18 protein-coding genes are annotated in these 19,535 nt (G+C 64.2%); 17 read left to right on the forward strand and 1 reads right to left on the reverse strand.

Annotation, left to right across the window (positions count from 1 at the left end; translation table 11 throughout):
- Positions 1-15: 15 nt before the first annotated feature.
- The 15 genes from phnF to D7241_RS00795 all read left to right on the forward strand — a co-directional run bounded on the left by phnF (position 16) and on the right by D7241_RS00795 (position 13,592).
- Positions 16-720, forward strand: a complete 705-nt coding sequence (gene phnF / locus D7241_RS00725) for a phosphonate metabolism transcriptional regulator PhnF (RefSeq protein ID WP_408099886.1) — start codon at positions 16-18, stop codon at positions 718-720.
- Positions 720-1,172 carry a phosphonate C-P lyase system protein PhnG gene (gene phnG / locus D7241_RS00730; RefSeq protein ID WP_408099887.1) on the forward strand — a complete coding sequence of 151 codons (453 nt, stop codon included), beginning with the start codon at positions 720-722 and terminating at the stop codon, positions 1,170-1,172. Before phnF ends, phnG begins: the two co-directional genes overlap by 1 nt.
- A complete protein-coding gene (gene phnH, locus D7241_RS00735; RefSeq protein WP_408099888.1) occupies positions 1,172-1,771 on the forward strand; it encodes a phosphonate C-P lyase system protein PhnH in 600 nt (199 codons plus the stop codon). Before phnG ends, phnH begins: the two co-directional genes overlap by 1 nt.
- The gene (locus tag D7241_RS00740) at positions 1,771-2,877 is read left to right on the forward strand and encodes a carbon-phosphorus lyase complex subunit PhnI (protein WP_408099889.1); all 1,107 of its coding nucleotides are present in this window, start codon (positions 1,771-1,773) and stop codon (positions 2,875-2,877) included. Before phnH ends, D7241_RS00740 begins: the two co-directional genes overlap by 1 nt.
- Positions 2,874-3,758, forward strand: coding sequence for an alpha-D-ribose 1-methylphosphonate 5-phosphate C-P-lyase PhnJ (locus tag D7241_RS00745; protein WP_408099890.1), 885 nt, complete (start codon positions 2,874-2,876; stop codon positions 3,756-3,758). Before D7241_RS00740 ends, D7241_RS00745 begins: the two co-directional genes overlap by 4 nt.
- Positions 3,755-4,567: a phosphonate C-P lyase system protein PhnK gene (gene phnK, locus D7241_RS00750; RefSeq protein WP_408099892.1), complete on the forward strand. Its 813-nt coding sequence runs from the start codon at positions 3,755-3,757 to the stop codon at positions 4,565-4,567. Before D7241_RS00745 ends, phnK begins: the two co-directional genes overlap by 4 nt.
- A gap of 565 nt (positions 4,568-5,132) precedes the next feature.
- Complete coding sequence (phnL, locus tag D7241_RS00755) at positions 5,133-5,834, forward strand: phosphonate C-P lyase system protein PhnL (protein WP_408099893.1); 702 nt, start codon at positions 5,133-5,135, stop codon at positions 5,832-5,834.
- Complete coding sequence (locus D7241_RS00760; RefSeq protein WP_408099894.1) at positions 5,824-6,969, forward strand: alpha-D-ribose 1-methylphosphonate 5-triphosphate diphosphatase; 1,146 nt, start codon at positions 5,824-5,826, stop codon at positions 6,967-6,969. The genes phnL and D7241_RS00760 overlap by 11 nt, the downstream gene beginning before the upstream one ends.
- Positions 6,969-7,538 carry a phosphonate metabolism protein/1,5-bisphosphokinase (PRPP-forming) PhnN gene (phnN, locus tag D7241_RS00765; RefSeq protein WP_408099895.1) on the forward strand — a complete coding sequence of 190 codons (570 nt, stop codon included), beginning with the start codon at positions 6,969-6,971 and terminating at the stop codon, positions 7,536-7,538. The genes D7241_RS00760 and phnN overlap by 1 nt, the downstream gene beginning before the upstream one ends.
- Positions 7,529-8,275: a phosphonate metabolism protein PhnP gene (gene phnP / locus D7241_RS00770; RefSeq protein WP_408099896.1), complete on the forward strand. Its 747-nt coding sequence runs from the start codon at positions 7,529-7,531 to the stop codon at positions 8,273-8,275. The genes phnN and phnP overlap by 10 nt, the downstream gene beginning before the upstream one ends.
- Positions 8,276-8,320: 45 nt before the next feature.
- Positions 8,321-9,577 (forward strand): nitrate/nitrite transporter, encoded by a 1,257-nt coding sequence (locus D7241_RS00775; protein WP_408099897.1) that lies wholly within the window; start codon positions 8,321-8,323, stop codon positions 9,575-9,577.
- A gap of 162 nt (positions 9,578-9,739) precedes the next feature.
- A complete protein-coding gene (locus D7241_RS00780) occupies positions 9,740-10,624 on the forward strand; it encodes a phosphate/phosphite/phosphonate ABC transporter substrate-binding protein (protein WP_408099898.1) in 885 nt (294 codons plus the stop codon).
- Positions 10,625-10,670: 46 nt separating this feature from the next.
- Positions 10,671-11,456, forward strand: coding sequence for a phosphonate ABC transporter ATP-binding protein (locus tag D7241_RS00785; RefSeq protein ID WP_408099899.1), 786 nt, complete (start codon positions 10,671-10,673; stop codon positions 11,454-11,456).
- Positions 11,449-12,267 carry a phosphonate ABC transporter, permease protein PhnE gene (gene phnE / locus D7241_RS00790; RefSeq protein ID WP_408099900.1) on the forward strand — a complete coding sequence of 273 codons (819 nt, stop codon included), beginning with the start codon at positions 11,449-11,451 and terminating at the stop codon, positions 12,265-12,267. The genes D7241_RS00785 and phnE overlap by 8 nt, the downstream gene beginning before the upstream one ends.
- 74 nt (positions 12,268-12,341) lie before the next feature.
- Positions 12,342-13,592, forward strand: a complete 1,251-nt coding sequence (locus D7241_RS00795) for an alpha-D-ribose 1-methylphosphonate 5-triphosphate diphosphatase (protein WP_408099901.1) — start codon at positions 12,342-12,344, stop codon at positions 13,590-13,592.
- Between the two features lie 22 nt (positions 13,593-13,614).
- Here the strand turns inward: D7241_RS00795 and D7241_RS00800 are convergent, their stop codons facing one another.
- A complete protein-coding gene (locus tag D7241_RS00800) occupies positions 13,615-14,082 on the reverse strand; it encodes an Lrp/AsnC family transcriptional regulator (RefSeq protein WP_408099902.1) in 468 nt (155 codons plus the stop codon).
- Positions 14,083-14,316: 234 nt separating this feature from the next.
- Here D7241_RS00800 and D7241_RS00805 point away from each other — a divergent pair, with 234 nt between their 5' ends.
- Both D7241_RS00805 and D7241_RS00810 read left to right on the forward strand, forming a co-directional pair.
- The gene (locus D7241_RS00805; RefSeq protein WP_408099903.1) at positions 14,317-17,787 is read left to right on the forward strand and encodes an indolepyruvate ferredoxin oxidoreductase family protein; all 3,471 of its coding nucleotides are present in this window, start codon (positions 14,317-14,319) and stop codon (positions 17,785-17,787) included.
- 238 nt (positions 17,788-18,025) lie between these two features.
- Positions 18,026-19,117: a Glu/Leu/Phe/Val dehydrogenase dimerization domain-containing protein gene (locus D7241_RS00810; protein WP_408099904.1), complete on the forward strand. Its 1,092-nt coding sequence runs from the start codon at positions 18,026-18,028 to the stop codon at positions 19,115-19,117.
- The last annotated feature ends 418 nt before the right edge of the window (positions 19,118-19,535 follow it).

Below are 19,535 nucleotides of genomic sequence, written 5' to 3' on the forward strand. Positions count from 1 at the left end.
CGTCTTTTTTTAGCCATGCACATGTCTAGACAACCGCAGCCGCGTTACCTGCAGCTGGCCGCTCAGTTGCGTGAGGAACTGCGCCATCTGCAGCCGGGCGACCAGTTACCGGGTGAGGCTCAGCTGGCGGCACGCTTTGACGTCAATCGACACACGCTACGTCGCGCCATCGACGAGCTGGTCAGCGAAGGGCGCGTACTGCGCCAGCAAGGTAGAAGCACACGGGTGCTGGCGCGGCCGCTGATCTATCCGCTGGCTGCGGGCAGCGCCTACAGCGAGTCGTTGTCGGCGCAGGGCCTTGGTGTCCAGGCACGCCTGCTGCAACGCCAGCTGCGTCCGGCCACCGCCGAAGAAACGAATTACCTGAAGCTTGGCGAAAGCGCACCGCTGCTTGAATTGCACACCCTGCGCCTGCTGGACGAACAACCGGTGAGCCTGATCCGTCACCGTTTCTGCGCCAGCCGCCAGTCGTTACTGGCTGATTACAACGGCGGCTCGCTGCGCCAGTACCTGGCCGTGCGCGAACTGCCGCTGAGTCGCGCCTTCAGCCTGATCGGCGCCCGGCTGCCCACGCCCGATGAGGCCGACCAGTTGCTGATGCCGCGTCACGCGCCGCTGCTGACCGTACTGACCCTTTCCCATGACCTGGCCGGACGGCCGGTGGAGCTGTCGTTGTCGACCAGCCGTGCCGACCGTTTCCAGTACCAGGTCGCTACCTGATGGAGACGCGCATGACCCCAGAAATTGCCACCCGCCAGCGCTGGATGGGCGTGCTCGCCCGTGCCGGTAATGAGCTGGCGCGTTACGAGGCTGCACTCAAGGACATCGACTATCGACTGGTGCGTGCACCGGAGATCGGCATGACGCTGGTGCGTGGCCGTATGGGCGGCACTGGCGCTGCGTTCAACCTCGGCGAAATGAGCGTGACCCGCTGCGTTGTTCGCCTGGGCGACGGCCGCACCGGCTACAGCTACGTGGCCGGGCGCGACAAGCATCATGCCGAACTGGCCGCGCTGGCTGACGCGCATCTGCAGGGCCGCGATCAGGCGCGCTGGCAGGAGGAGATGATCGCGCCGCTGGCGGCCGCACAGTCGGCCCGCCGCGCTGCGCAGGATGCCGAGACGGCCAGCAGCAAAGTGGAATTCTTCACCCTGGTGAGAGGAGAGGACTGATGAGTGCAGACCTGTTGCATGCGGCATTCGACGATCAGGTGCTGGACAGCCAGCGTGTTTTCCGTGCCGCGCTCAAGGCGCTCGCCGAGCCTGGCCTGGTGCAGTCGCTGATACCGGTAGCCGCCCTCGATCCGCTGGCACCGGCAACCTATGCGGTGTGCCTGAGCCTGCTCGATAGCGAGACGCGGCTGTGGCTGGCGCCGGCTTTCGATACGCCAACGGTGCGCACCAACCTGGCCTTCCACTGCGGTTGCGCGATCGTCGCTGAGCGTGAACTGGCGGACTTTGCGTTGCTTGACGCGCAAGCGCTGGACGACCTGTCCGGCTTCTGTAGCGGCAGCGAACGCTTTCCCGATCAGTCCTGCACGCTGCTGGTCCAGCTCGATGGGCTCGAGGGTGGCGCGGCTTTGAGCTGGAGCGGCCCCGGCATTCTTGGTCAGCGCGAAGTCAGCCTGCCGGTACCGGCCACGTTCTGGCAACAGCGTGCCGCGCGCAATGATTTTCCGCGCGGGCTGGACGCTTTCTTCGCCGCCGGCCAGACCCTGATTGGTTTGCCCCGCAGCACCCGCATTGCGCCATCGATAGAGGAGGTCGCCTGATGTACGTAGCCGTAAAGGGTGGCGAACAGGCCATCGACAACGCTCACCGGCTGCTGGCGAAGAAGCGCCGCGGCGATACTGCCTTGCCCGAATTGAGCGTCAGCCAGATTCGCCAGCAACTGCCACTGGCGGTTGCACGGGTCATGGCCGAAGGCTCGCTGTTCGACGAGGAACTGGCGGCGCTGGCGATCAAGCAGGCGGCTGGCGACCTGCTCGAAGCCATCTTCCTGCTGCGCGCCTACCGCACCACGCTGCCGCGCTTTGGTAACAGCGTGCCGCTGGAAACCGCGCAGATGCGGCCAAGTCGGCGTATCTCCGCAACCTTCAAGGATCTGCCGGGCGGTCAGCTGCTCGGCCCGACCTTCGACTACAGCCATCGCCTGTTGGACTTCAGCCTGCTCGCCGAGGGCGAACATCCCGGCCCCGAGAGCGACCCGGACGCTACGCTGGCGAGCTGTCCGCGTGTGCTCGATCTGCTGGCCGCAGAAGGCCTGATGAAACCCGAGCGCGGCGGCGATCAGGCCGTGCCGGACATCACCCGCGAACCGCTGGAGTTTCCCAGTGATCGCGCTCAACGCCTGCAAGCGCTGGCCCGTGGCGACGAAGGTTTTTTGCTGGCGCTGGGCTATTCGACCCAGCGCGGCTATGGCCGCAACCACCCGTTCGCCGGGGAAATCCGCATCGGCCAGGTCGAGGTCTGGATGGAGCCGCCGGAGTTGGGCTTCGCTGTGCCGCTGGGCGACATCGAAGTGACCGAGTGCGAGATGGTCAACCAGTTCGTCGGCGGGCAGGGCATCGACCCGCAGTTCACCCGCGGCTACGGGCTGGCCTTCGGCTACGCCGAACGCAAGGCGATGGGCATGGCCCTGGTCGACCGTGCGCTGCGCGGCGCCGAATACGGCGAGACGGTGCAGGGGCCGGCGCAGCAGGAAGAGTTCGTCCTGATGCACTGCGACAACGTCGAGGCCGGTGGCTTCGTCTCGCACCTCAAGCTGCCCCATTACGTCGACTTCCAGTCCGAGCTGGAACTGATCCGCAAGCTGCGCCGCGCGCCGGTCGAGGAGACCGCCACGGCCGAGCCCAACGTCGAGGAGCGCCGCGCATGATCGCCACCGTTAACGACCATCAGCAATCCGCTGCGACGGAGCAGGGCTACAACTTCGCTTACCTCGACGAGCAGACCAAACGCATGATCCGTCGCGGGCTGCTCAAGGCCGTGGCAATCCCCGGTTATCAGGTGCCCTTCGGCGGGCGCGAGATGCCGCTGCCCTATGGCTGGGGCACGGGCGGCATGCAGCTGACCGCCGCCATTCTCGGCGCCGAGGACGTGCTCAAGGTGATCGACCAGGGCGCCGACGACACCACCAACGCGGTGTCGATCCGCCGCTTCTTCGCCCGTACGGCGGGCGTCGCCACCACCACCCGCACGCCCGAGGCGACGCTGATCCAGACTCGCCACCGGATTCCGGAAACGCCCCTGCGCAACGACCAGATCATGGTCTTCCAGGTGCCGATTCCCGAGCCGCTGCGCTTCATCGAGCCGTCGGAAAGCGAGACCCGAACCATGCACGCGCTGGAGGACTACGGGGTCATGCACGTCAAGCTCTACGAAGACATCGCCACCTTCGGCCATATCGCCACCAGCTACGCCTACCCGGTGACGGTGGATGGTCGCTACGTGATGGATCCGTCGCCGATCCCCAAATTCGATAACCCGAAATTGGACATGAGCCCGGCGCTGATGCTGTTCGGTGCCGGCCGCGAAAAGCGCCTCTATGCGTTGCCGCCCTACACCGACGTACGCAGCCTGGACTTCGAAGATCACCCCTTCGCCATTCAGGAATGGGATCAGTGCTGCGCCTTCTGCGGCAGCGACAGCTCCTACCTCGATGAACTCATCGTCGACGACGCCGGCACCAAGCGCTTCGTCTGCTCGGATACCGACTACTGCACGCAACGCCGCGACGCCCAGGAGGCCGCCGAATGAACGCCGCGCTCGATCTGCAACAACCTGCCAGCCGCCTCGATCAGCCTTTGCTGTCGGTCCGTGGGCTGACGCGCCTGTACGGGCCTGACACCGGCTGTCAGGGCGTCGACTTCGACCTCTCTCCGGGCGAGGTGCTGGGCATTGTCGGCGAGTCTGGCTCCGGCAAATCCACGCTGCTGAGCCTGCTCTCCGGGCGCTGCCCGCCCGATCGGGGCTCGGTGAGCTATCGCGGTCGCGACGGCGCCTGGCTCGATCTCTACGCCGCCAGCGAGGCGGAACGTCGAAGCTTGCTGCGCACCGAATGGGGCTTCGTCGAGCAGAACCCGCGTGACGGCCTGCGCATGGGCGTATCGGCCGGCGCCAACATCGGCGAGCGGCTGATGGCTCAGGGGCAGCGCCACTACGGTCAGTTGCGCCAGGCCGGGCTGGACTGGCTGAGCCAGGTGGAGATCGACCCGGCACGTATCGACGATCTGCCGCGCACCTTTTCCGGCGGTATGCAGCAACGCTTGCAGATCGCCCGCAACCTGGTTTCCGGGCCGCGTCTGGTGTTCATGGACGAGCCCACCGGCGGTCTCGACGTCTCGGTGCAGGCGCGTCTGCTCGATCTGCTGCGTGGGTTGGTTCACGAGCTGGATCTGGCAGTGGTGATCGTCACCCACGACCTTGCCGTCGCGCGGCTGCTGGCGGATCGACTGATGGTCATGCGCCGCTCGCGCGTGGTGGAAACCGGTCTCACCGATCAGATTCTTGATGACCCGCAGCATCCTTATTCGCAGTTGCTGGTGTCTTCGGTGCTGCAGCCATGAGCGCGCTCGATCCGCAACTCCACATCCCTCACCCCTACGCCGGGCGCCCCAGCCCTCTCCCAGAGGGAGAGGGGGCAGTTAAGTGCATTGACGTTGCTTCGGTTGCTGGACTTCGGGCCGTGAGGCCGCAATTCGCAGCTGCGGGTATCGACGGTATCGCAGCCATAAGTGGCCTCCCGCAACTCCGCATCCCTCACCCCGGCCCTCTCCCAGAGGGAGAGGGGGAGGTTATGTGCATTGACGTTGCTTCGATTGCTGGGCTTGGCGCCGCGAAACCACACCAAGCGAGGCCAACGCCGATCAACCCCTGCGCTTTTAAGGATGGCAGGCGTGAAAGAACCGAGAGCATTCACACGCAGTCCTTCGCGCTCACACAGATCAGCTCTTTCGCTCTTCGGCAGACATCCGGGGCGAAACAGACCGGGTCCGTCTGTGCGCAGGTCCTTGCGCCCACGCCGATCTGCCCCCTCTCCCTTCGGGAGAGGGCTGGGGTGAGGGGAATGCGGCACGAACGATCGCTAGTCATTTCACCGTTATCAATTCCATCCGTTTTCGGGGATCGCCCATGAACAACCCGATCGAAGTCCGCAACCTGCGTAAATCCTTCACGCTCCATCAACAGCACGGCGTGACCCTAAACGTACTGAACGAGGTCAGCTTCACTGTGGCCCCCGGCGAGTGTCTGGTGCTGCATGGACGCTCCGGCGCCGGCAAATCCACCCTGTTGCGCTGCCTGTACGGCAATTACCTGGCCACCGGCAGCATCCGCCTGCGCCATCGTGGCGAAGCACTGGAACTGGTCGGTGCCGAGCCTCGGCAAATGTTGGCGGTCCGTCGCGAAAGCCTCGGCTATGTCAGCCAGTTTTTGCGGGTAATCCCACGGGTGCCTTGCCTTGAAGTGGTCATGGCGCCAGCGCTGGCGCGGGGCTGGAGCCGGCAGGAGGCGCAGGCCCGAGCGGAAAGCCTGCTGACCCGGCTGAACATCCCCGAGCGGCTCTGGCAGCTGGCGCCCGGCACCTTTTCCGGCGGCGAGCAGCAACGGGTAAACCTGGCGCGCGGCTTCATGGTGCAGTGGCCGGTGCTGCTGCTGGACGAGCCGACCGCGTCGCTCGACGAAGCCAATTGCCAAGTGGTGCTGGAGTTGATCGCCGAAGCCAAGGCTGCCGGCGCGGCACTGATCGGCATCTTCCACGACCGTGCCATACGCGAGGCGGTCGCCGACCGCTACCTGGACATGACCGCCGAGGAGCATCGCCATGCCTGCTGAACTGATATTGAGCAATGCCCGTGTGGTCACGGCGGATCGGGTGATCGACGGCACGCTGGTGATTCGTGACGGGCTCATCGCCGCGCTGGACGAGGGGCGCAGTCAGCTGCCGCAGGCCCAGGATCTGGGCGGCGATTACCTGATACCGGGCCTGGTCGAACTGCACACCGACAATCTGGAAAAGCACATGACGCCACGCCCCGGTGTCGATTGGCCCTCGGCCTCGGCAGTGCTGACCCATGATGCGCAGATCGTAGCCGCGGGCATCACCACGGTGTTCGATGCGCTGTCCATCGGCGACATCAACCCGCGCGGCAAGCGCATGCAGCAGCTACCCGCCATGCTCGACGCCATTGCCCAGGCCGAGGCCGCCGGCGACACCCGCGCCGATCACCGGCTACACCTGCGCTGCGAGGTTTGCCATCCGGATGCGCTGCCGGTGTTTCGCGACTTGGTGGAACATCCGCTGGTGCAGTTGGTATCGGTGATGGACCACTCGCCGGGCCAGCGCCAATTCGCCCAGACGGAGAAGTACCGCGAGTACTACATGGGCAAGTACCACCTCAACGCGGCGGAGATGGATGCGTTCAGCGACCAACAGGTCGCCAACTCCAGGCAATACAGCGACCGCCAGCGCCGTGCCATCGTCGAGATCTGCCAGGCGCGCGGCCTGGCGTTGGCCAGCCACGACGACGCGACGCTCGCGCACGTCGAGGAGTCGGCCGGCTTCGGCATGGCCATCGCCGAGTTTCCCACCACCTTCGAAGCGGCGCAGGCCAGCCACGCCCGTGGGCTCAAGGTGCTGATGGGTGCACCGAACATCGTCCGTGGCGGCTCGCATTCGGGCAATATTGCCGCGGCTGATCTGGCACGCCACGGTGTGCTGGACATACTCTCCAGCGATTATTATCCGGCCAGTCTGTTGCAGGCGGCGTTTATGCTCTCTGCGCTGGGCAACGGCTATGACTTGGCCAAGGCCATCGCCGCGGTCAGCCTGGCGCCGGCTCAGGCAGCGGGCCTGGACGACCGTGGCGAAATCCGCGTCGGTCTGCGTGCGGATCTGCTGCAGGCGAGCGATAGGCATGGCCAGCCGGTGGTCCGACAGGTATGGCGGCAAGGCAGAAGGGTGTTTTGATGAAGGGACGGACGACGGGACGACTGATCTATCTGATGGGGCCTTCCGGCTCAGGCAAGGACAGCCTGCTGCAGGCCGCGAGCGAGCCGCTGCAAGCGCGCGGATGCCGGATCGCCCGACGCGTCATCACCCGATCCGCCGAGGCGGTAGGGGAGGATGCTCTGGCGGTGAGCGAGGCGGAGTTCGAGCAGTTGCGAGCAACCGGCGCCTTCGCCCTGCACTGGCGGGCCAATGGCTTGCACTACGGCATTTCCCGGGAGATCGACGATTGGCTGGCGGCGGGCCAGGATGTGCTGGTCAATGGCTCGCGCGCCTATCTGGCCGAGGCGCGCCGGTATTATCCGCAGCTGCAGGCGGTCCTGCTTACGGTGTCGCTGCCGGTGCTGCGTCAGCGGTTGCTGGCACGGGGGCGTGAATCGCTCGAGGAAATAGACGCACGGCTGGCCCGCAACGACCAGTTCCAGGCAGCGGGGCAGGGCGAGGCGCTGGTATTGGACAACTCCGGGGCGCTGGAGCAAAGCGTGCAGCGCCTGTTGCAGCTGATCGACCAGGCGCCCGCATGCGCCTGACCATCCTCGGCAGCGGCAACGCCCGTCAGGTGCCGGTGTACAACTGCGATTGCATCGCCTGCCGCCGGGCTCGCGTCGATTCGACCTGGCGTCGCGGCCCCTGCTGCGCACTGATCGAATGCGGCTCGCAGCGTTGGCTGATCGACAGTGGGCTCACCGATCTGACCGAGCGTTTCGCGCCCGGCAGCCTCAGCGGAATCCTCCAGACCCATTACCACGCCGACCATGCCCAAGGTCTGTTGCACCTGCGCTGGGGGCTCGGGATGCGGATTCCAGTGCATGGCCCGGAGGACCCCGAGGGCCTGGCCGATCTCTACAAGCACCCCGGTATCCTGGATTTTTCTCAGCCTTTCGCCACGCTGGAGCGACGCGAGCTGGGTGAGCTCAGCGTTACCGCGTTGCCGCTCAATCATTCAAAGCCGACTCTGGGCTATGTGTTCGAGGGAATGGGGCGGCGCATCGCCTATCTCACCGACACTCTTGGCGTGCCCGAAGTCAGCTTGGACGTGCTGCGGCAGCGCCCGCTCGACCTGCTGGTGCTGGACTGTTCGAGCCCGCCTCAGGCGTCACCGCAGAATCACAACGACCTGACCCACGCGTTGGCGACGATTGCCGAACTGAACCCGGGGCAGGCAGTGCTGACCCACATCGGCCACAATCTGGACACCTGGTTGCTGGAGCATCCCGACGCGCTGCCAACCGGAGTCAGCCTGGCCGCCGACGGCCAATCTCTCTGAGGTACGCTGGACCCGCAGGGAAGTCGCCACCAAGATGGATGCCGAATGAATCCGACCGACGCCTCACCGCCACCCGCTGCCCAACCGAGCTCGACCGCGCGCCGGTTGACCCTGGTGATGTGCATTGCTGAAACCCTGGGCATGGCCGGATTCGCGCTGTTCGCGGCGCTGCTGCCCGAATTCCAGACGCTCTGGGACCTGAACAACACCGAGGCGGGCTGGATCGGCGGCGGCTTCTTTCTGGGCTATATGCTCGCGGTGCCGGTGTTGACGGGGCTGACCGATCGCCACGATGCGCGGCTGATCTACCTCTGGGCCATGCTGCTGACCGCGTTCGCCAGCGCCGGCTTCGTGCTGGCCGATGGCTTCTGGTCGGCGCTGCTCTGGCGTGTCCTCGCCGGTATCGGCATGGCCGGCACCTACATGCCAGGGCTCAAGGCCCTGTCCGAGCGCATCGAGGGGCCGGCGCAATCGCGTGCCATCGCGTTTTACACGGCGAGCTTCGGTCTCGGCACGGCGTTGTCTTTCCTGCTTTCGGGCGAGTTGGCCAAGCTTGGCGGTTGGCAATTGCCGGCACTGCTCAGCGGGGGCTGCGCGCTATTTGCCTGGGTGATGGTGTGGCGCGGGTTACCGCCAAAGCCGGTCGCCGAGCATGAGCCGCGACGCCTGCTGGACCTGGCGCCGCTGATGAGCCGCCCTGTCATCGCCTATTGCCTGGCCTATGCCATGCACAATCTGGAATTGTTCGCCTTCCGCGCCTGGCTGGTGGCCTTCATCGTGTTCGCCGGTGATTGGCAGGGCCAATCGCCCTGGCTGAGCGGAACCTGGGTGGCGATGATCGCAACGCTCATCGGCATGCCAGCGAGCATCCTCGGTAACGAAATGGCGATCCGTTTTGGCCGGCAGCGTTGGCTGGTCGCAGTGATGCTGTTTTCGGCGCTGTTGGCCTGCCTGCTCGGACTCGGCGCGGCGCTGCCATTCTGGGCGCTGCTGGTGCTCATCGTATGCTACAGCGTCACGGTTACGGCTGACTCGGCTGCGTTGACGGCCGGGCTGGTAGCGGTTGCGCCCGCCAGCCATCGCGGCGCCGTCATGGCGCTGTATTCCTGCACCGGCTTTACCGGTGCGTTCCTCGGGCCTTTGTTGTTCGGCATGGTGCTCGACTGGCTGGGCGACGAGCAGCTGGCGGGTTGGTGGGCGGCGTTCGCGCTAATGGGGCTGTGCTTGCTCGCCGGACCCGCGGCTCTGTTCCGTGCCGGTCGGGTGCAGAGGCGAGGCGCGGTGGCAGAGCCGGCCGCTTAGCGCCGTTCGCGTTCGCGCATGGCGGTGCGGCTCCACTTGCACAGGCGCGCTTTTCGATCAGTTGCTAGACAAGTCATCGATTACTCACAAGACCTTCACGCGTCAGTCAGATAGCACTGCGACAGTGGTTCGATCCTATATAGCCGATGGAGGCCACGGACGATGTCGCTGATCAAAAACGTTGGAGTAGTGCTGGCCGGTCTGGTTTGCCTGGTTTCAGCCGCCCAAGCCGAAACGGTAAAGCTGGCGGTGACCGATCTGGTCGGTATGGAAGAGCTGCAGCGCGAATTCGGCGCATTCCGTGACGAGCTGTCGAAGGTCACTGGCTATGAGATTGAATTCCAGCCCGTTACCAACCGCACCGCGGCCGTCGAGGCCCTGCGTTTCAACAAGGTCGACTTCGTGCTCACCGGCCCAGCCGAATACGTGGTGATGCAAAAGCGCGCCGACGCGAAGATCGTCGCTGGCCTGTCCCGCCCCGATTACTTCGCCGTGATCATTGCCATGGCCGAGGGGCCCTATAACAGCATCGACGATCTGAAGGGCAGCAAGGTCGGCCTCGGTGACGTCGGTTCCACCTCCAAGCATCTGGGGCCGATCCAGGCGCTGGCCGATGCTGGGCTCGATCCGCTGAAAGACGTCGAGGTCGTCAATACGAAGATTCCAGTGCTCTGGGAAGCGCTCAAGCGCGGGGATGTTTCGGCCATCGGCATGAACCACCAGAATTTCCTCAGCCTGCGTCAGGACGAAATGGAAAAAGGCGGCTTGCAGCCAGGCGCTTTCCGCGTCATCGCCCGCGGTCCCGATCTGCCGAACGACGTATTGATGGCCGGCAGCCACGTCGACGATCAAAAGGTTGAAAAGATGCGTCAGGCCTTCGTCGAGCACTCCGATGCGCTGATTGCCGCGATCCTCCAAGGCGAGGATAACCAGAAGTACTCGGGCATGCGCTTCGTCACCAACGTCAAGGACACCCACTACAACTACGTGCGGTCGATGTACGCCACTGCGGGCTTCCCCGAATACGCCGATTTCATCGGCGAATGAGCAACCGGTTCAGACCGCTATTGCGCCCAATCAAAGGAGCTCATGCATGACGAGTCTTGCCGCTGCACTGCCGCGCGTAGCGACCGAGCCTTACCCGCTACAGGTCAATGGTTTGACCAAGCGCTTCGCCAGTAACGACAAGCCGGTATTCGCCGATATCAGTTTCCGCCTCGAGCCCGGCCAGTCAGTGGCGCTGATAGGTGCCAATGGTGCGGGTAAGAGCACGCTGCTGCGTTGTTGCGTGAGGCTGATCGAGCCGGATGCCGGCCGGATCGTCCTGGACGGCACCAGCCTATGCGGCAAGTCGGGCCGCGATCTGCGCAAAGCGCGCAACCGAGTGGGTTTCGTGTTTCAGAAACATGGGCTGGTGCCGCGTCTGTCGGTGCTGACCAACGTGCTGCACGGCACGCTCGCGCACCATAGCGGGCCTCGGCACTGGTTTCAGGGCTTCGCAGCACAAGCCGACCGAGAAAAGGCGATGCACTGCCTGACTCAGGTCGGGCTCGCCCATCTGTCGCACAAGCGCTGCGACGAACTATCCGGTGGCCAATCCCAACGTGTGGCTATCGCTCGCGCGCTGATGCAGGAGCCGAGCATTCTGTTCGCCGACGAACCCACCGCAAGCCTGGACCCGCAATCTGGCGAGGAGGTCATGGAGCTCTTCGCATCGCTTGGGCGGGCGAATGGGCTGACCCTGTTTTTCGTTTCACACCATATCGAGCATGCGCTGCATTACGCCGATCGGATCATCGGCGTGCGCGAACGCAGTCTGATGCTAGACAGCGCCAGTGCTACGGAAACATTGACCAGTTTGCGAGGCTTCTATGCTTGAACGTACTGCGCCCCTAACGGCTGAATTGGGGCGACGCTTCGAGCGGCCAAGCGCGTTGGTTCAAGTGCTCGTTGGGCTGTTCGTGCTGTTCTTTCTCTGGTCGCTGTCCAGTGCGGGACTGTCACTGTCGGACCTGCTCAAGGGGCTGCCAAACATGGCCGTGATCGGCGGCGAGATGCTGCCGCCCGCTACCGACCGCGCCTGGCCGATGGCCAAAGCGATCCTGGTGACCTTTCAAATGGCACTGGTTGGTACGGTCATCGGTATTCTGCTGAGCATCCCGCTCGCGCTGCTCGCCGCCCGCAACACATCGCCGCATGCGGGTGTGCTGCACGCCACCCGCGCGCTGATCAGTTTTTTCCGCACGGTGCCGGACCTGGCGTGGGCACTGTTCTTCGTGGCATCGGTCGGGCTTGGCACCTTTGCCGGCACGCTGACGATCATCATCGACACCATCGGCTTCTGCGCGCGCTTTTTTGCCGAGGCGCTGGAAGAAGTCGATCCGGCGCCGTCGGAAGCGCTCGCTTCGATCGGCGCCAGTCCAGCGGATCGCATCGCCGTCGCGCTGTTGCCAGGGGCGATGCCCAGCCTGATCAACACCGGTCTGTTCTCGCTGGAAAAAGCGGTGCGCTCTTCCGTGGTGCTCGGGCTTGTTGGCGCAGGCGGGATCGGTGCCGAACTGGCCGTCTCGATGGAAATGTTCCGCTACGACCAGGCGGCGACGATCGTGCTGATGATCTTCGTGCTGGTGTACGCCGTCGAGCAGTGTTCCTCGCGGCTGCGTCAGCGCCTGATGCGCCAGGGCGTCTGACCCGCCAGTGCGTTTTTATCGTTGCTGCAATCATTGATTGGCGCGAAGCGCCAGTGTTGCCACATGGAGGGCAGATGTCCGATCAACCGCTTTCCCGTCCAGCCGAAATGAACTGGGTTATCGACAACGTGCGTCCGCTTACGCCGGAGGGCTGGTTAACCCCTACCTCAGTGTGGATTAAAGCGGGTCTGATCCACGCTATCGGCCATGGCACAGGCGATTCACAAACCCGCCGGGTGGACGGTCAGGGGCGCTACCTGCTGCCGGGGATCATCGATCTGCATGGGGATGCGTTCGAGCGGGATATCACGCCCCGTGCCGGCACGCAGTTCCCCCTTGAACTGGCGCTGGCGGCGAACGACGCCAGCCTGGTCGCCAACGGCATCACCACCTTCTTTTACAGCATCACCGATGGATTCGAACCTGGCCCGCGCAGCCGTGAAACGGTACGCAGGCTGCTCGATGCGCTGGATCGCCTCATGCCGCGTTTCAGCTGCCAGGCACGCGTCCATATTCGTCACGAAAAGGTCAATACCGAAGGTCATGCGGAACTGCTGGGCTGGATCGCCTCGGGACGCGTTCATCTGCTTTCGCTCAACGATCACTTGCCGCCACTGGGCAACGCGAAAAAGGTCGAGCGCTATCTGGCCGGGCTTCGTAGACGCGTCTCCATGGCCGAAACGGAGGCGACTGCATTCCTCGAAGAGCTGCAGGCCAGTCGTGCGCTCGGCGAGATACAGACCACGGATCTAGCCGCATCTGCTCGCCGATATGGCGTCGCGCTGGCCTCGCATGACGACGAAACGCCGGAAGACGTGGCCGCGGCTCGCGAACTCGGGGTCGCCATCGCCGAATTTCCGATGTGCGCGAAGACGGCACGCGCTAGTCAGGCGAATGGAGCAGCCGTGCTGATGGGCGCGCCCAATCTGGTTCGTGGTGGTTCCCATGTCGGCGCTATCGGCGTTCGCGAGGCGATCGAGCAGGGCTTGGTCGATGTGCTGTGCAGCGACTATCACTACCCGAGCCTGTTTCGGGCTGCCTTCACCATCGCCGAGCTGGGACTTCTGCCGCTGGCCGACGCCTGGAAGCTGGTCAGCGAAAATCCCGCTCGTGCGGCGGGCCTCGGGACGAGCAAAGGCCGCATCGCGCCCGGCTATGACGCCGATCTGCTGCTGCTCAGCGATCTCGACGGCTCGCCACTGTCGCTGGACGCGACAGTGGTTGGTGGGACGGCGGTCTATTCGCGGGCTACGGTCGCGGGTTGGTCCGGTAGCCAGGCGAGCGCGGCTGGAACCCGAACTGGCGAGATTGCCCAGCCGGCGTAGGCTGTCGAGGCGTTTGGGCTTGTCAGTCCAGCGGCAACTCCGTCGTCCGCTTAACCTCGCTCATCGCGATGTGCGAATGCGCTTCTTGCACATGCGGCCGCTGTAGCAATTGGTCGCGCAGGAAGCGCTCGTAACTGTCGATGTCCTTGGCCACGACCTTGAGCAGGTAATCCGACTCGCCGGCCATGGTGTGGCATTCCAGCACTTCGGGGTAACCGACCACCGCCCGTTCGAATTCGTCGAGGTTGCTGCGACCGTGGGCAGAGAGCTTGATGTTGACGAACACCGTCATGTTCAGCCCCAGTTTCTTGGGGTTGAGCAGGGCGACCTTGCGTTCGATCAGCCCTTCTTCCTGCATGCGGTGGATGCGGCGCCAACAGGGCGATTGCGACAGCTCGACCTTTTCTGCGATCTCGGCGGCGGAGAGGTCGGCGTTGTGTTGCAGCAGCAGCAAAATCTTGCGGTCGATGCTGCTTAGCGAAGTCTGCATGGTTGTTCCTGTTTTGTTGTTGTTAGTGAATGGATCATGCACGCGATCGCGCTTACATCGCAAAAGTAGAAAGAAAATCTCTCTTCGTCCCGGCCAGACTCTTATCCAACGCGCAACGGTGGGTGATCCCCAGCCGATTGCTGGTGGGGAGCCCCGATACGGTTTCTCCGCGACCCTTAGGCGGGAGGCGAACAACGTCTCCCTGACTCCGATAAAAACAAACAGGAGCGCCACATGTCATTGGCCGAGATCCGCCTGGATGACAAGTACCGGCTCGCAACCGGGCATCTGTACCTCACCGGCACCCAGGCGCTGACCCGCCTGCCGATGCTGCAGCATCAGCGCGACCAGGCTCAGAACCTGAATACCGGCTGCTTCATCTCCGGCTACCGCGGCTCGCCGCTCGGCGGGCTGGACAAGAGCCTCTGGGAAGCGCGCGACTATCTCAAGCAGAACGCCATTCACTTCCAGCCGGGCCTCAACGAGGAACTGGCGGCTACAGCCGTCTGGGGCAGCCAGCAGACCAACCTGTTCCCCGGCGCCAAGTACGACGGCGTGTTCGCCATGTGGTACGGCAAGGGGCCGGGCGTCGACCGCTCCGGTGACGTCTTCAAGCACGGCAATGCCGCGGGCGTCTCGCCCCATGGCGGCGTCTTGCTGTTGGCCGGCGATGATCACGGCTGCAAATCATCGACGCTGCCGCACCAGAGCGAGCACGCGTTCATTGCCGCGTCGATCCCAGTGCTGAACCCGGCCAACGTTCAGGAAATTCTCGACTACGGCATCATCGGCTGGGAGTTGTCGCGCTATTCCGGTTGCTGGGTGGCGCTCAAGACCATCGCCGAGAATGTCGACTCGTCGGCCGTCGTGGAAGTCGATCCGCTACGGGTGCAGACGCGCATCCCGGATGATTTCGAACTGCCCGAAGACGGCGTGCACATCCGCTGGCCGGACCCGCCACTGGCGCAGGAAAAACGCCTCAACCTCTACAAGATCTACGCCGCCCGCGCCTTCGCCCGCGCCAACAACCTCAACCGCGTAATGCTCGATTCGCCGAATCCGCGCCTCGGCATCATCACTACCGGCAAGAGCTACCTCGACGTGCGTCAGGCCCTGGATGATCTCGGTCTGGACGAAGCGCTGTGCGCCTCGGTCGGTCTGCGGGTACTCAAGGTCGGCATGAGCTGGCCGCTGGAGCCAGTTTCGGTGCATGAATTCGCGCAGGGGCTGGACGAGATCCTGGTGGTCGAAGAGAAGCGCAGCATCCTTGAAGACCAGCTCACCGGGCAGCTCTACAACTGGCCATTGGACAAGCGCCCGCGCGTTGTCGGTGAGTTCGACGAGCACGGCACCTCGCTGCTGCCCAACCTCAGCGAGCTGACCCCGGCGATGATCGCGCGAGTGATCGCCAAGCGCCTTTCGCCGATCTACACCAGCGACAGCATTCAGGCGCGGCTGGCTTTCCTTTCAGCCAAAGAAAAAGCGCTGGCCGCGCGCAATTACGACACCGTGCGTACCCCGCATTACTGCTCCGGCTGCCCTCACAACAGCTCGACCAAGGTGCCGGAAGGCAGCCGTGCCTCGGCCGGCATCGGCTGCCATTACATGGTGCAGTGGATGGACCGGCGCACCGAGACCTTTACCCAGATGGGCGGCGAGGGGGTCAACTGGATCGGTCAGGCGCCGTTCACCGAGACGCCGCACATGTTCCAGAATCTCGGCGATGGCACCTACTTCCATTCCGGCAGCCTGGCGGTGCGCGCTGCGGTGGCCGCTGGGGTGAACATCACTTTCAAGATTCTCTACAACGATGCGGTGGCGATGACTGGTGGCCAGCCGATTGATGGCGAGCTGCGCGTCGATCAGCTCAGCCGACAGGTTGCCGACGAAGGCGTCAAACGCATCGCTTTGGTCAGCGACGAGCCGGACAAGTACCCGAGCCGAGATGGGTTCGCACCGATCACCAGCTTCCATCATCGCCGCGACCTGGATGCCGTGCAGCGCGAGCTGCGCGGGTTCCAGGGCGTCTCGGTGATCATCTACGACCAGACCTGCGCCACCGAGAAGCGCCGTCGGCGCAAGCGCGGCAAGCTGGAAGATCCGGCCAAGCGCGCCTTCATCAATCCCACTGTGTGCGAGGGCTGCGGCGACTGTGGCGAGAAGTCCAACTGCCTGGCTGTGTTGCCGCTGGAAACCGAGCTGGGGCGCAAGCGCGAGATCGACCAGAACGCCTGCAACAAGGATTTCTCCTGCGTCGAAGGCTTCTGCCCGAGCTTCGTCACAGTGCATGGCGGCGGGTTGCGTAAGCCGGAAGCGGTGGGTGCCAGCCTCGATGCGGCGCAGTTGCCGGAGCCACAACGCCCGACCCTCGAGCGTCCATGGAACGTGTTGGTTCCCGGCGTCGGTGGCAGTGGCGTGACCACCCTCGGCGCGCTGCTGGGCATGGCCGCGCATTTGGAAGGCAAGGGCTGCACGGTGCTCGACCAGGCCGGGCTGGCACAGAAGTTCGGCCCGGTGGTCACCCATGTACGCATTGCCGCCAAGCAGGACGATATCTATGCCGTGCGCATCGCTGCGGGCGAGACCGACCTACTGCTGGGCTGCGATCTAGTGGTGGCGGCCGGTGACGATTCGCTGACTCGCCTCAACGATCAAATCAGCCATGCGGTGATCAACAGCCACGAAGCGGCGACTGCCGAATTCACCCGCAACCCCGACGCCCGGGTGCCAGGCAAGGCCATGCGTGAAGCACTGATGGATGCGGTGGGCGCCGAGAAGACTCACTTTATCGACGCCACTCGCCTGGCCACGCGGTTGCTGGGAGACAGCATCGCCACCAACCTGTTTCTGCTGGGCTTCGCCTATCAACAGGGTCTGTTGCCGCTTTCGGCCGAGGCCATCGAGAAGGCCATCACCATTAACGGGGTGTCCGCCGAGCTGAACCTGCAGGCGTTCCGCTGGGGCCGTCGTGCGGTGCTCGAACGCGAGGCGGTGGAAAGGCTGGCGCGTCCGGCCGAAGCGTCCGAACCGATCTGCCAGACGTTGGAAGAGATCGTCAACTGGCGCGTGGACTTCCTTACCCAATACCAGAATGCGGCCTACGCCAAGCGTTATCGGGCAATGGTCGAGCGCGTGCGCGCAGTGGATACGGCCGACGATCTGGCCCTGTCCAAAGCCGTGGCGCGTTACTACTTCAAGCTGCTGGCCTACAAGGACGAGTACGAGGTAGCGCGGCTGTACAGCGAGCCGGAATTTCGCGAGCAGCTGGAAGCGCAGTTCGAAGGCGACTACAAGCTGCAATTCCATCTGGCCCCGGCCTGGCTGGCCAAGCGTGACAGCGCCACCGGCGAACCGCGCAAGCGCGAACTCGGGCCTTGGGTGCTGAATGCCTTCGGCGTGCTGGCCAAGCTGAAATTCCTGCGCGGGACGCCGCTCGATCCGTTCGGCTACGGCCATGACCGCCGTGTCGAGCGCGAGCTGATCAATGAGTACGAGCGCAATCTCGACGAACTCCTGACCCAGCTGAAACCGACCAACTACCGCACTGCCGTGGCAATCGCCGCGCTGCCGGAACAGATCCGCGGTTACGGCCCGGTGAAGGAGCGCTCCATCGCCAAGGCCCGCCAGCAGGAAAAGTTGCTCAAGGAGCAACTGACCCGGGGCGACGAGGTGCAGAGCGTGCGGCTCTTCGAGCCTGCGGCGTGATTCGTAGGGCTAGCAGGGTGGGTCCGCCAGCGTTCCAGTAGGGTGGGCTTCAGCCCACCGGCAACTAGCGGTGTTTAGCTTCGTAGGGTGGGCTTCAGCCCACCAGAGCTATTGGCGACCGCAGCCGGTGGGCTAAAGCCCACCCTACGGTTTGGCTCTGTGCACATGCTGTTCACTAATAAATTTCAACGGCCTCGATGAACCGGGGCCGAACCGAACAAAAACAGAGGAATCCGCAATGTCCGTCTTTACCCATCCCGATTTCGATCACCACGAACAGGTGGTGTTCTGTCATGACAAGGCATCGGGTCTGCGCGCCATCATCGCGATTCACGACACAACGCTAGGCCCGGCATTGGGCGGCTGCCGGATGTTCCCTTATGCCAGTGACGACGATGCCCTGCGCGATGTGCTGCGGCTGTCCCGCGGGATGACGCTGAAGTCGTCGCTGGCGGGGCTCAAGCTCGGTGGCGGAAAGGCGGTGATCATTGGCGACCCGCACGCCGGCAAAAGCCAGGCGCTGCTGCACGCCATGGGTGATTTCATCGACAGCCTCGGCGGGCGCTACATCACCGCGGCCGATTCGGGCACCGGCGAGCCGGAAATGCAGGCGTTTGCCCAGCGCACCCGCCATGTCATCGGCGCCACGCCACGCACGACGCTCGACGGAAGCATCGCCAGTGGCGACCCGTCGCCGTCCACCGCGCTCGGTGTGTTCGTCGGGCTTAAAGCGGCGGTGCGTCATCGCCTCGGTCGCGACGACCTGAACGGATTGAAAGTCGCGATTCAGGGCGTTGGTCACGTCGGTCTCGGCCTGGCCCGTCACCTCAAGGCCGCCGGTGCTGAGCTGTGGGTGAGCGACATCTTCGATGCCAACGTGCAGCAGGCAATGGACGAATTGGGCGCCAACGCGGTGCGCCCGCACGATATCTATGGCCTGGATGTGGACGTGTTCGCGCCCTGCGCCATGGGCGGCATTCTCAATGGCGAAACCCTGCAGAGCCTGCGCGCACCGGTGATCGCCGGTGCCGCGAACAACCAGCTGGCGACTCCGGAGATCGGCGTCGAGCTGCAGCGTCGCAATCACCTTTACGCGCCGGACTATGCCATCAACGCTGGCGGCATCATCGACGTCTATTACCAACGCATCGGGGGCAGCGCGGCGCAGACCGATGCGCATGTCAAAGGCATCGGCGATACCCTGCGTGAGATCTTCAACCGTGCAGCTGCCAGCGGCGAACCCACGTCGATCATCGCTGACCGCTTGGCGCTTGAACGCGTGCAAGTCGGCAGCATGTCGCAGCCGCGCGAGCAACGCCTGCATGCTTAACGTTCCCGGCGGCTCCGTGCCGCCTGTTTCGACAGCCTCGGTCGTACTGCCGAGCCATTTGATACAGGCGCAGCCCTACCGGCGCCGGGCTTGTGTTTTAGCCTGAGTGGCTCGGCCTACCAAGCCTGGAAAACTGCCTGCAGCGCGTCGCGTAGGGTGGCGCTTCAGCCCACCAGCGCCCGGTGGGCTAAAGCACCACCCTACGGAGCAATGCGGTATCGCGAACAAGGATGCGACGGGCTGTCGCACGGCGCTGTCAGCTTTTCGTTACGCATGAGGCGGCGCAACCTCGGCATCCGGGCCTTACAGCATGCTGTAAATAAATCCTTCCAGCACAGCGTGTTTTCAACTGCGAACGAAGCGTGTGGCGGGCTTGTGCGGCTCATCACGCTGGTTTGTGATGGGCGTAGCCAAGCCG

The sequence above is a fragment of the Stutzerimonas sp. VN223-3 genome (genome assembly GCF_045999685.1).
Lineage (GTDB): Bacteria > Pseudomonadota > Gammaproteobacteria > Pseudomonadales > Pseudomonadaceae > Stutzerimonas > Stutzerimonas stutzeri_AR.